The 11,979-nt window shown below is 73.6% G+C and carries 10 protein-coding genes; 1 reads left to right on the top strand and 9 read right to left on the bottom strand.

The annotated features are described in order from the left end of the window. The 4 genes from ACIF8T_RS37995 to ACIF8T_RS37980 form a co-directional block, all read right to left on the bottom strand. Window positions 1-2,203 (bottom strand): bifunctional serine/threonine-protein kinase/ABC transporter substrate-binding protein (locus ACIF8T_RS37995; RefSeq protein ID WP_400041747.1); only part of this gene is annotated, 2,203 nt, incomplete at its 3' end. Between the two features lie 52 nt (window positions 2,204-2,255). Further along, window positions 2,256-2,621, bottom strand: coding sequence for a transposase (locus tag ACIF8T_RS37990; protein WP_400041745.1), 366 nt, complete (start codon window positions 2,619-2,621; stop codon window positions 2,256-2,258). Window positions 2,622-2,805: 184 nt separating this feature from the next. After that, a complete protein-coding gene (locus ACIF8T_RS37985; protein WP_400041743.1) occupies window positions 2,806-3,279 on the bottom strand; it encodes a hypothetical protein in 474 nt (157 codons plus the stop codon). A 74-nt stretch (window positions 3,280-3,353) separates the two neighbouring features. Further along, entirely contained in the window at window positions 3,354-4,274 is a 921-nt protein-coding gene (locus tag ACIF8T_RS37980) for a hypothetical protein (RefSeq protein WP_400041742.1), read from the bottom strand. Between the two features lie 620 nt (window positions 4,275-4,894). Between ACIF8T_RS37980 and ACIF8T_RS37975 the strand changes: the two genes are divergently transcribed. Next, window positions 4,895-5,131: a hypothetical protein gene (locus tag ACIF8T_RS37975; RefSeq protein WP_400041740.1), complete on the top strand. Its 237-nt coding sequence runs from the start codon at window positions 4,895-4,897 to the stop codon at window positions 5,129-5,131. A gap of 108 nt (window positions 5,132-5,239) precedes the next feature. Here ACIF8T_RS37975 and ACIF8T_RS37970 read toward each other — a convergent pair whose 3' ends face one another. The 5 genes from ACIF8T_RS37970 to ACIF8T_RS37950 all read right to left on the bottom strand — a co-directional run bounded on the left by ACIF8T_RS37970 (window position 5,240) and on the right by ACIF8T_RS37950 (window position 11,945). Further along, window positions 5,240-7,561, bottom strand: a complete 2,322-nt coding sequence (locus ACIF8T_RS37970) for an FdhF/YdeP family oxidoreductase (protein ID WP_400041739.1) — start codon at window positions 7,559-7,561, stop codon at window positions 5,240-5,242. Window positions 7,562-7,593: 32 nt separating this feature from the next. Further along, on the bottom strand, window positions 7,594-8,112 hold the full coding sequence (locus ACIF8T_RS37965; protein WP_400041738.1) for an SRPBCC family protein: 519 nt from the start codon (window positions 8,110-8,112) through the stop codon (window positions 7,594-7,596). 353 nt (window positions 8,113-8,465) lie between these two features. Then, the gene (locus tag ACIF8T_RS37960) at window positions 8,466-9,296 is read right to left on the bottom strand and encodes an alpha/beta fold hydrolase (RefSeq protein ID WP_400041737.1); all 831 of its coding nucleotides are present in this window, start codon (window positions 9,294-9,296) and stop codon (window positions 8,466-8,468) included. A 465-nt stretch (window positions 9,297-9,761) separates the two neighbouring features. Further along, a complete protein-coding gene (locus ACIF8T_RS37955) occupies window positions 9,762-10,526 on the bottom strand; it encodes an SDR family NAD(P)-dependent oxidoreductase (RefSeq protein ID WP_400041735.1) in 765 nt (254 codons plus the stop codon). 48 nt (window positions 10,527-10,574) lie between these two features. Continuing rightward, complete coding sequence (locus ACIF8T_RS37950) at window positions 10,575-11,945, bottom strand: MFS transporter (RefSeq protein ID WP_400041734.1); 1,371 nt, start codon at window positions 11,943-11,945, stop codon at window positions 10,575-10,577. Between the last annotated feature and the right edge of the window lie 34 nt (window positions 11,946-11,979).

The raw sequence follows: 11,979 nt of genomic DNA, 5'->3' as shown, positions 1-11,979 counted from the left end.
CCTCGATGAGGCTCCAGGCCGCGTCGTAGGCATAGGGCCCGTACCAGCCGGCCGGCTGCGGATACCCCGCCTCGCGGTACCGGGCGAGGAAGTCCGCCCCGCCCGCCTGGTGTTCGGCGGGCACGCCGATGTTGACGGCGAGGTCACCGTCGGTCTTCGGGCCGAAGGCGAGGAACTGCTGGTCGAAGATGCCGTCGCCGCCCATCAAGGGGATGCCGACCCCGGCCTGCTCGAGCCGGCGGGAGAGCGCCCCGGCGGTGTCGTAGTAGCCGCCGAAGAAGACGGCCTCGGCACCCGAGGCCCGGATGTCCGCGGCGAGGCCGGGAAACTCGCTCTGCCCGGGATCGACGTGCTCCGTGCCGACCACGTTCCCGCCGAGCTCCTCGAACTCGGCCGTGACACCGGAGGCGAGGCCGGTGCCGTAGGCGCTCTTGTCGTCGATGACGTACAGCTTGTCCTTCCCTGCCTCGGCGTGGAGGTACCGGGCGGCGAACGGCCCCTGGTCCGCGTCCGTGGCCACGGTGCGGAAGTACGTGTCGTACGGACGGGACTTGGAGCCCGCGGCCCAGTCGGAGCCCAGCGTCAGCGCGGGGTCGGTGTTGCCCGGTGAGACGTTGACGAGGTCCGCTTCGGCCAGGGGCGCCACCAGGGTCCGGGCCACGCCGGAGGTGAGCGGCCCGACCACGCCCAGCACCTTCGCGTCGGACACGAAGCCGGCGGCGTTCGCCCGGCCCTTGGCGGGGTCGGCCGCGTCGTCCAAGGCCTTGATCTCGAACTTCACACCGGGGACCGTCCTCCTCTCGTTCGCGGTCCTGACCGCCAGGTCGGCGGAGTTCCGCACGCCGAGGCCCATCTCCGCCAGACCGCCGCTGAGCGGTGCGTCCACGCCGATCACCACCGTGGCGGCGGAGGCGTCGGCGCCGCCGCCGGCCGCACCACCGCCGGGAAGTGTCTCGTCCTGGTGGGAAAGGGTCCAGGTCAGCGCGGAACCGGCCATGAGGGTGGCCAGCGCCGCGCTCAGGACCACGGAACGCCGGGTGAGGGCGCGCGCCCGTGCGGGCTCGTGTGCGCCCGCTTTCGCCTCGACCGTCGCTCGCAGCGACGCCAGGTCCCCGGTCGGGGGAACGGGCGTGGGCGCGGGTCCCGGCGGCGGGCCGGCCGACCGGTTCGGACCGGGGCGCCGGGGGTCGGCCGAGGCCGCCTCGGAGTCCAGGACCGTGGGCGTCCGCGGTGCCGGGGGCGTCCGCGGCGCCGGGGGCGCGGAGGGCTCGGCGGGTGGCGCCTGCTGCGTCGCGGCGTCCGGCGCCGGTCCGGGCGCGGGTCCGCGCTCAGGCTCTCGTCCCGGCTCCCGGGCGGCGTCCGCGTCGTCCCGGGCCGGGAAGGAGCGGAGCACCGACGCCAGCATCCTGGCGGCCTCGGCGGCGTCCGCCCGCTGTTGCGGGTCCTTGGTGAGCAGCGCCTCCAGGACGGGCGCGAGCGGTCCGGCGTGGACCGGCGGCCGGTGCGGGCGGGTGAAGACGGCCACGGCCAGGGCGTGCAGCCCGTCCGCCTCGAACGGCGGCTGCCCCTCGACGGCGTGGTACAGGGTGGCGCCGAGCGCCCACAGGTCGTTGGCGGGAGTCGGCCGCTTCCCCTCCAACTGCTCCGGGGGCATGTACTGCGGCGTGCCGATGACGATCCCGCTGTGGCTGAGCTTGGTCGTGGCGTCCGCGAGGTGCGCGATGCCGAAGTCGGTGAGGACGACCCGGTCCTTGGTCAGGAGCACGTTGTCCGGCTTGATGTCGCGATGGACGATCCGCGCCCCGTGCGCCTCGGCGAGGGCGTCGAGGACGGCGGCACCGATTTCGGCCACCCGCCGCACGGGCAGCCTGCCCTGTTCGCGGACGGCGGCGGCCAGGGACTGCCCGCGGACGAACTCCATGACGATCACGGGGGCGCCGCGGTGCTCCACGACGTCGTGGATCGTGATGATCCCGGGGTGGCTGAGAACGACCGCCGCGCGGGCCTCGCCGGTGAAGCGACCGATCAGCGTGGCACGGTCGCCGTCGTCCATTCCCGGCGGGAAGACGATCTCCTTGACGGCGACCTCACGTCCGAAGAGCTGCCGGTCCAAGCCACGCCAGACCCGGCCCATGCCGCCCTGGCCGATGCGTTCGACCAGCTGGTACCGGCCGGCGATGAGTTCGGAGTTCTGCTCGCTCACCCGCACACTGTAGGTCCTGCCGAGCCATTCGGGTGGCGCAACAGTGGCTTGATCACATCCCTGAGGAATGAGGGGGGAACGCGTCCGGAGCAGACCTTTCCATCCCCTGCGAATCCCGCCCCCGCCCGCCGGTCGCGCAAGCAAGCGGTCGCTGTGTGCTGGTGTCGCAGTCGGTGGCCCGAAAGCCCCGGAGGAACGCGGATCGGCGCGGGACCGCCGCCGGCAGCGGCATGAGCCGGGTGACGTCGTTGCGGTTCCCACCGCCCGACGCCGCTGCGAGCGGGATGCCGGTGCGGAGGACGAGGAGGATGCCGCGCAGCGCCCTGCGGTCATCCGGTGCCTTCCGGCCCGGGCGCCGGTCCCGACGCCGCCGCACCGGCGGCAACGGCTCGATCCGCGCCCACGACTCGTCGTCCACCGGCCGCGATCGGGGGTCCGCTTCCTCACCCCCAAGGAACCGAGCCACCCGGCCGGAGGGCACGGACCGCCGTGTCGTCAGGAGCTCCGGCCGCACCGGGCCGCGGCGGGCCCGGCAGCAGCCGGATCAGCCGGTCGGTGCCGGGCCCCCGGCCGCCGTTCCGCCGGGGGCGCCGGTCGTCGCGTCAGCTCATCCAGCTGCCCGCGGCGCACTCGGAGGCGGTGACCCACCTGTGGGACCGGATGTTGTTGTCCACGGAGCCCTCCACCTGGTTGTGGAACCGGTTGCGGGAGAGGTCGTCCACGTACAGCTCCCCCGGAGCCAGGCAGGCATACCCGCGCTCGTAGTCGTGGTACTCCATGTAGTAGAAGGCCACGACGTCCCGGCCGCCGTAGTAGCCGCTGTTCATGACGGACGATGCCCGGTCCATCTTGTCCCAGGTGAAGGCGCCTTCGCCGTCGCCCCAGTGGGCGTCGTCGCCCACGGTCGCCCCGAGGAGGGTGCCCTGGCAGTCGTAGCCGTCCCAGGCGCGGACGTAGCCGTCGCGTCCGGGCCACTTGGCGTCACATCCAGGTCCGGCATGAGCGGCCGTGGCCGGCAGTACGACGCCGGCCGCCGCCAGGCCGACGGCCCCCAAAAACGTGCCCAGTCTGCGCATGATTCTCTTCCTTCACGAAGCGTCGGGGCTTGCTCGTCCGCGGCAGGTCGCCGCGGAAGTCCGAAGTGACGTGGTCAGGTCCGCGGGGCAGCGAGCCGCTCGGCGCGGCGCAGCGCTTCCCGCTGCACCCGGGCGTGGTCGTCGAGGGCCTTTCCGTACTCGTCCCGCAGTTCGCCCAGGTAATGGGCTTCCAGTTGCCGGCCGACCGTCCGGAGGGAGGACGTGCGGGTGCAGACGGCGTCGGAGACGGCGATCTCCCTCTCCACCGTGAACGCCTCGTCCGTCCCGCTCCCCGCGGCCCGCGCGAGGGCGGCGCTGCGGGCCTCCTGCGGATCGGCGTACGGGTGGCCCGCCCGTGCCATGCACCGGGCCCAGCTCGCGAGGGCCTCGGTGAACCTCTTGTCGCCCATCACCCGCGGCACGTACATCGGTCTAAGGCCCGCCGTCGTCTTGTCGAGTCTGAACCAGGCGCCCGGGTCGCCGTAGAGGACCCGTTCGGCTTCGGCCGCGCACCCTCCGATCCGTTTGCGCACCTTCCCGCCGCCCGGCAACTCCGCCGAGACCATGGGCGCCTCGAGCCCTCCGTCCAGCGCGGCGTCGTACGCGCTGCGCCGCTCCGAGGACAGCGTCCTGCGATAGGCGAGGTTGGGGTTCGTGCGCCGCGCGCGGTCCTCCTCGGTCCGTATGCGGCTGCCGTAGCCGTGCTTGCGCGCCCAGGTGACGTCTTCCGTCGCGTAGCCGAGCGTGCGGCTCTCCTCCAGGGAAAGGCGTTGCGCCGGCCAGAACTTGAAACCCTGCCGTCTCATGCACCGTTCCATCAGCACCTGCCGGGCGTCGGAGATCCGCAGGTGCTCGGCATCGGTCAGCGGGCGCGGGGCCGCGGCCGAGGAAGACGGCGCAGGAGTGCGCTGCGGCTCCTGCGCCCGGCCGCACCCGGTGACGGCGACCACGACCGCGGCCAGCGCCGCCACCAAGCCGGTGCACCCGCGTCCCATGTCGTCTCCCCCCACGCTGCGACCTTCGCCGCATCCGAAGCCCGGCTCGCCCGCGGCCACCGGTCTCCGCGGTCGGGACACCACGGTAGGAGCGGGAGACGGCGGCCGGTCCCTGACACCTGTCAGGGCATCCCAGGCAGAGGCACTCGAAGGCCGGCTCGCATCCGAACGCCACCCGGGTCGGACGCGGGCTCACACGTCCCTGCGGCACCGGCTCCCGGTCGGTGTACCGCACGCGACGTGCCCGCAGGGGCACGGCGGGCGTCGCCGCCTGCTCACCGCGGCGAGACGTCGTCACCGGACCGGCCGGCGGCGGAACCGGGGAGGGAATTCCCGTGAGCCGGCCACCCGGTCACGGTCACCGGCCGCATCCTGTCGGCCCGCGGCCTCGACAGCGCGCCGCGTGCTCCGCGCACGGCGGAGAGGGCGATGTCCCAAGCCGGTGAAGCCGCGCGGCTGGAGCAGGCCAGGAACGCCCACGCCCGCGCCGAAGCCGTCTTCCAGGCGGGCGGCGGTCACGCGGCCGAGGCCGAGGCCGCCCGTGTCGCGGCCGGGCCGGTCCTGCCGGGACGGGTCATGGGCGAGCCGGTCGGCGTCCTGTCCGGGAGCAGAAGCGCCGGGTGGAACCGGCGCGCATCCTGTTCGCCGGGCACGACGGCGCCCTGCCGCTCGACGAACCGACCGACGACCTCGGCCCGCGTCCCGCGACGGGATCCTGGCAGCCGTCGGCTCCTGCTCCGGCGCCCTTCGTCATGGTCACCCACGACGGGGCACCGTCGACGCACTGTGCCCCGACCGGGTCCTGCTCCTGCCGGACGCGGACGAAGACCTCTGGAGCGAGGACCACCGCCGACTGATCACGCTCGCCCGACCCGCCGAGCGGACCCGCCGCGCCCCGGGCGGTCATGCGGGACGGTCCTCGGGCGCGGACGGGGCCGGGGGCGCGTGGTCGGCCGGCGGACGGGTCAGTCCGGGGGGTCCTCGGCGCTGCCCTGCCGGGGCGCCGCGGGTTCCAGGCGGACCACGATGCCCTTGTACGTCGGCTGGTTGCTGCCCTCCGACACGCTCTCCAGGGGCACCAGCAGGTTGGTCTCGGGGTAGTACGCGGCGGCGCAGCCGCGCGCCGTCGGGTACGGGACCACGTGGAAGTCTTCGGCGCGGCGCTCGACGTCGTCGGCCCAGACGCTGACCAGGTCGACGTTCTGCCGGTCGGCCAGGCCGAGTTCGGCCATGTCGTCCGGGTTGACGAGCACCACCCGGCGGCTGCCGTGGATGCCCCGGTAGCGATCGTCGCTCGTGTAGGGGACGGTGTTCCACTGGTCGTGGGAGCGCATGCTCTGCAGCAGCAGGTGCCTTTCCGGGACACGCGGCCTCTCGCCCGCGTTGCGGGTGAACAGGGCCCTGCCGACTCCGTTGGCGTACACACCCTCGTTGACCGGATTGGTCAGCGGGATGCCACCGGGGCGCGTCACGCGCCGGTTGTAGTCGTGCAGCCCCGGGACGACGCGGGAGATGCGGTCGCGGATCGCCCCGTAGTCGGCCTCGAACCGCTCCCAGGGGATGTCCGGCGTACCGCCGAGGACGCGGCGGGCGAGCCGGCTCAGGATGGCGACCTCGCTGAGCAGCAGTGGGGAGGCCGGCCGGAGCCGCCCGCGGGAGGTGTGCACCTCGCTCATCGAGTTCTCCACGGTCACGAACTGCTCCCCGCTCGCCTGCACGTCCCGCTCGGTGCGGCCCAGGGTGGGCAGGATGAGCGCGGTCTCGCCGCACACGGTGTGGGACCGGTTGAGCTTGGTGGAGATGTGGGCGGTCAGCCGGCAGGTGCGCACCGCCTGCTCGGTGACCGTGCTGTCGGGAGCGGCCCGCACGAAGTTGCCGGCCAGGCCGAGGAAGAACCTGACGCGGCCTTCGCGCATGGCCTTGATCGCGTTGACCGAGTCCAGCCCGTGGGCGCGCGGCGGGTCGAAGCCGAACTCCCGCTGCAGGGCGTCGAGGAAGGAGTCCGGCATCCGTTCCCAGATGCCCATCGTGCGGTCCCCTTGCACGTTGCTGTGTCCGCGCACCGGGCAGGCGCCGGTGCCGGCCCTGCCGACGTTCCCGCGCAGCAGCAGGAAGTTGACGATCTCCCGGATGGTGGGGACCGCGTGTTTGTGCTGGGTGATGCCCATGGCCCAGCAGACGACGACGCGTTCGCTCGCCAGCACCTCGTCGCGGACCTGCTCGATCTCCTCGCGGGTCAGGCCGGTCGCGGCGAGGACGTCGTCCCAGTCGACGCCGCGGATGTGCTCGGCGAACTCGTCGAAGCCGGCGGTGTCGGTACGGATGAAGTCGTGGTCCAGGACCTTGCCCGGCCGGGCGTCCTCGGCCTCCAGCAGCAGCCGGTTGATCCCCTGGAAGAGGGCCAGGTCGCCACCGGCGCGGATGTGCAGGAACCGGTCGGCGATGCGGACGCCCTGTCCGACCACCCCGCGTGGCTTCTGCGGGTTCTTGAACCGGCGCAGGCCTGCCTCCGGCAGCGGGTTGACCGCGATGACGCGGGCGCCGTTCAGCTTGGCCTGCTCCAGCGCGGACAGCTGCCGCGGATGGTTGGACCCGGGGTTCTGCCCCACCAGGAAGATCAGGTCGGCGTGGTGCAGGTCGTGGAGGCTGACGGTGCCCTTGCCCGTGCCGAGTGTCTCGTGCAGGGCGTAGCCGCTGGACTCGTGGCACATGTTGCTGCAGTCGGGCAGGTTGTTGGTGCCCAGTGCCCGGGCGAACAGCTGCAGCACGAACGCGGCCTCGTTGCTGGCTCTGCCGGAGGTGTAGAAGACGGCCTGGTCGGGCGAGTCGAGCGAGGTCAGCTCCTCGGCCATCAGCCCGAGGGCGTCGTTCCAGCTGATCGGCTCGTAGAAGTCCGAACCGGGCCGTTTGACCATCGGCTCGGTCAGCCGGCCCTGCTGGTTGAGCCAGGCGTCGGACCGCCGGGCCAGCTCGGAGACCGGGTGCCTGCGGAAGAAGTCGGCGGTGACGCGCCGGGTCGTCGCCTCGTCGTTGATGTGCTTGGCGCCGTTCTCGCAGTACTCGTTGCGGTGCCGGTGGCCCGGGGCGGGGTCCGCCCACGCGCAGCCGGGGCAGTCGATGCCGTCCACCTGGTTCATGGTCAGCAGCGTCCGGCCGGCGCGGCGGGCGGAGGTCTCCTCCAGGGAGTACTCCACGGCGTGCACCACCGCGGGCACGCCCGCGGCCCACTCCTTGGGAGGAGTCACGGTCAGCGCCTCGTCCGGCTCCTCGCCGGGCGCGTTCTTCATCGGATCGCCTCTCGCTCACGCTGTTGCGGGCATCAGCCGACCGGCCAGCAGGGCACCCCGCTCGTCTGTCGTTCCTCTTCCGTGCGCCGCAGGCGGCCGTTGTGGATGGTGCCCCTCCAGGCGCCGCTCTCCTCCCCCAGCCCTTCGATGTACTCCTTGAAGCCGCGCAGCTCTCCGCGTACGACACGGCCGGCCAGCCCGGGCACGCCGGCGAGCAGGCCGGTGGCGCCGCGCGGGGCGACCTCCATCCGTACGGTGACCGCCGTACGGTCCGTCGCCACGGGCTCGAACGACACCTGACCGCGGTGCGCGGGCCGCTGCCCGAGACTGCGCCAGACCAGGTGGGAGTCGGGCTTCTGCTCCACGATCTCGGCCTCGAAGACGCCCCGCAGGGGCCCGAGGGCGAGGGTCCACGAGGTGAGGGACGGTTTGATCTGGTCGACCTTCCTCACCGTGGTCATGAACCGGGGGAAGCTCTTGAACTGCGTCCACTGGTTGTACGCGGTGCGCACCGGGACCGCGACCTCGATCGTTTCCTCAACGCTGTGCATGGCCCACCCATCGTCAGGCGCCGCTCGCCCCAGTCTCGCCGCTCGCCCCGCGCTTCGCCACACGGCACGCGCCGCCCGGCCCGTCCCGCGCAGGGCGACCGACTACCCCTCATCGAACGGGCCCTAACCCGCCGGGGGCCGGGCGGACACGGCTGGGACGCTCCGACGCTCCGCGTCGCGCCGGCCGAGTGCGACGGTGCCGATCGGCCCGCATCGGCCGGTATCGGCGCGGGTGGCCGGGCGACGGGTCCGGGTTCGGCCACGCGGGCAGCCGTCGACGGCCCGCCACGGGTGCTTCAGCCCTCCGTCTGTACGGGGGCGCACTGCCCACCGAGCCGCCGACGGAGGCGCGCCTACTCCTCCACGAACGCCAGCAGGTCGGGGTCGACGACGTCGGGGTGCGTCGTGAGCATGCCGTGCGGCAGTCCTTCGTAGGTCTTCAGCCGGCCGTTCCGCAGGAGCTCGACGGACAGGGGTGCCGAGTTCTCGTAGGGCACGATCTGGTCGTCGGTGCCGTGCACGACGAGCACCGGGACCTCGATCTTCTTGAGGTCCTCGGTGAAGTCGGTTTCCGAGAACGCCTTGATGCACTCGTAGTGGGCGACGGCCGCGCCTTGCATGCCCTGCCGCCACCAGTTGTCGATCACGCCCTGCGACACCTCTGCCCCGGGGCGGTTGAATCCGTAGAACGGGCCGGACGGCACGTCGACGTAGAACTGCGCGCGGTTGGCGGCGAGAGCGGCGCGGAACCCGTCGAAGACTTCGATCGGGAGACCGCCCGGGTTGGCCGGCGTCCGCAGCATGAGGGGCGGGACGGCGCCGACGAGGATCGCCTTGACGACCCGGCCGGGCTCGGCGCGTGCGACGTAGCGCGCGACTTCGCCGCCGCCGGTCGAGTGGCCGATGTGGACGGCTCCCCGCAGGTCGAGGGCGTCGGCCAGAGCCGCGACGTCGGCGGCGTAGGTGTCCATCTCATGGCCGGTCGCGGTCTGGGAGGAGCGGCCGTGACCTCGCCGGTCGTGGGCGACGACGCGGTAGCCCCGGGCGAGGAAGAACAGCATCTGGTTGTCCCAGTCGTCGGCGCTGAGCGGCCAGCCGTGGTGGAAGACGACCGGCTGGGCGTCGCGTGGTCCCCAGTCCTTGTAGAAGATGCTCGTGCCGTCGCTCGTGGTGACCGTGCCCATGGCGGATCCTTCCGGCTTGCATCGCTCGATCGGGGTGGCGGAACCGGCAGCCGCACGGTGCGGTCCGGGCACGCCCGTGGGCCGGCCCGGCCTGTCACGAATGCGGCCTTGTCGGACATTACCCCTCGGGTGGCCGTCACGCTTCCGGAGCAGCGGAAAGCACGTGTCCCGGCAAGCGGAGGCCGGCCCGGACGCCAGACGTCCCCGGGACCCCGGCCGGTCGCCGCGCGGCACGACCGACCGGGTCCCTTCGGTGCCCGCCGTGCGCGCGGCGCACGGTCGGCAGCGCGGCGGTGAAGGACCGCAGCCGCACATCGGCCATGCCGGCCGCGTCAGGGTCGTCCGCACGCCGGAACACCGGATCAGCACGGTCCACAGCCCGCGACTCCCGCAGACGAGTGATCCTGACGCATCCGGGTTTCTCCACCGGACCGGACGTGCCGGTGAACCCGTGCGGTCAGCGAACTAGAGAGAGGCACCGCCGTCGACGACGAGGTCGGTGCCCACCAGGGAGGCCGCGGCGTCGGAGGCCAGGTACAGCACCGCCTGCGCCACCTCCTCCGTCGACGCCACCCGGCCCAGCGGCGACTCCTCCTTCATCCGCACGGCCCGCTCCTCCTCGGTCTCGCCGGGCCGGAGCGACATGGCCGTGTCGGACGCCCCGGGGCTGACCGCGTTGATCCGGACGCCCTCACCGATGTGCTCCAGGGCGGCGCCCCGGGTGAGCGAGGCGACGGCCGCCTTGGTCGCCGCGTAGGCGGTGGCGCCGTTCACCTGCTGGTGGACGCCCAGGTTGGAGGCGATGTTGACGATCGCGCCGCCGCCCGGCTGGGTGCGCATCTGCCGGACCTCGGCCGCCATGGCGAGGAAGACGCCGGTGACGTTGACGTCCAGCAGGGTCCGCCAGTCCTCCTCCCCCATCTCGGGCAGCGGCCCGCCCCGGAAGACGCCCGCGTTGTTGACGGCCACGTCGAGCGAGCCGAACCGGTCGACGGCGGCCCGCACCAGCGCGGCCACGTCGTCGGCGCGGCTCACGTCGGCGGTGTGCGCGAGCGTCGTGCCACCGGCCGCCCCGATCAGGGCGGCCGTCTCGTCGAGCGCCGCCCGGCCGCGCCCGGCCACGACGACCCGGGCCCCCTCGGCCGCGAACGCCAGGGCGACGGCCCGGCCGATGCCCGACCCGGCGCCGGTGACCAGGACGGTGCGAGCGGTGAAACGTGCATGGGACATGGTGAACTGCCTTTCGGACGGAAGGGTTTGCTTCACGGGAGACAGCGGTCAGGAACGCGCGAGGCGCAACAGCGGGGCGGCGAGTGCGAAGAGCCCGGCCGCCGAGGCGAGGCTCGCCCGGTCGCCGCCGGTGGCCAGCAGCAGGGCGAAGACGACGGTCGGCCCCACCTCCATCGCGGTGTTGTGCACCCCGCCGGCCAGCCCGGTGCGTGCCGCGGGCACCCGGTCGGTGGCCAGCACCGCCGCTCCGGCGAACGCGGCGGCGGCTCCGGCGGGCAGCAGTACCAGGCCGGGCAGGACGCCGTAGCCGTAGGGGACGCCGTCGTCGAGTCCGGTGAGGGCGAGCAGTCCGAGCCCGGCGGCGCCCGCGGCCAGTCCCCCGCCGGTGACCGCGGCGGGCCCGTACCGTGCGACGAGCCTCCCCGCCGCCCGGCCGGAGACGAGCAGCGCCGCGGCGAACGGGACGAACGCCGCCGAGGCGCACAGCGCCGACCAGTTGCGCTCCTGCTGGAGGTGGAGCGAGAGCAGTACGAAGACGGTGCTGGTCCCGGCCGCCGTCAGCGCGGTGGCGACGAGTCCCAGCGCCCGGCGCCCGTCCCGCAGGAAACCCGGCGGCAGCAGCGGATCGGCCGCGCGCCGCTCCACCCCCACGAACACGGCGAGCAGCACGCCGCCCGCCAGCAACGGGCCGAGCACCCGCCCCGAGGTCCAGGGCCGGGCGTCGGTGAGGACGAGTCCGTAGCTGACGGACACGATCCCGGCCGTCGCGAGCAGCGCGCCGGGCACGTCCGGGCGGGGGCGGCGGGCGGCACGGACCCGTGGGCCGTCGGCCGGGAGCAGACGCGGCACCAGGGGCAGGGCCGAGGCCGTGACCGCGAGCGGTGCGGCCAGGGCCCAGCGCCAGGACAGCAGCGCGGAGACGACGCCGGAGAGCAGGGTGCCCGCCGTGGCACCGAGCACCGACAGCCCGCCCCAGGCCGCCACCGCACGCCGGTAAGCGGGCGGTTCGGGGAACAGCGTGCGCAGCACGGCCATCGCGGCGGGCGCGACCAGCGCGGCACCGGCGCCCTGCGCGAACCGGGCGGTGAGCAGCGTGGCGTATCCGGGGGCGAGCGGGACGGCGGCCGAGGCCGCGCCGAACAGCAGCAGCCCGGCGAGCAGGGTCCGCCGCCCGCCGTACCGGTCGGCGAGGCGGCCCCCGAACAGCAGCAGCCCGGCGAAGGTGAGCCCGTACGCCGCGCTCAGCAAGATCAGTTCCTCGCGCGCCAGTCCGAAGCAGCGGCCGATCTCGGGCAGGGGCACGGCGACGGCGGCCAGCGTGAAGATCAGGGTGACCTGTAAGGAGCCGAGCAGGGCGAAGGACGGACGGGTGTCGCGCACCGGCCCGGAGGGAGCCGGTGCGGCATCGACCGGGGGCATGAGCCCTCCCCTTTCTGGATCGATCGGTCAAGTA

This window comes from Streptomyces sp. NPDC085946 (assembly GCF_044540485.1).
Classification (GTDB): domain Bacteria; phylum Actinomycetota; class Actinomycetes; order Streptomycetales; family Streptomycetaceae; genus Streptomyces.
This window is presented reverse-complemented; position numbering and strand designations above follow the sequence as displayed.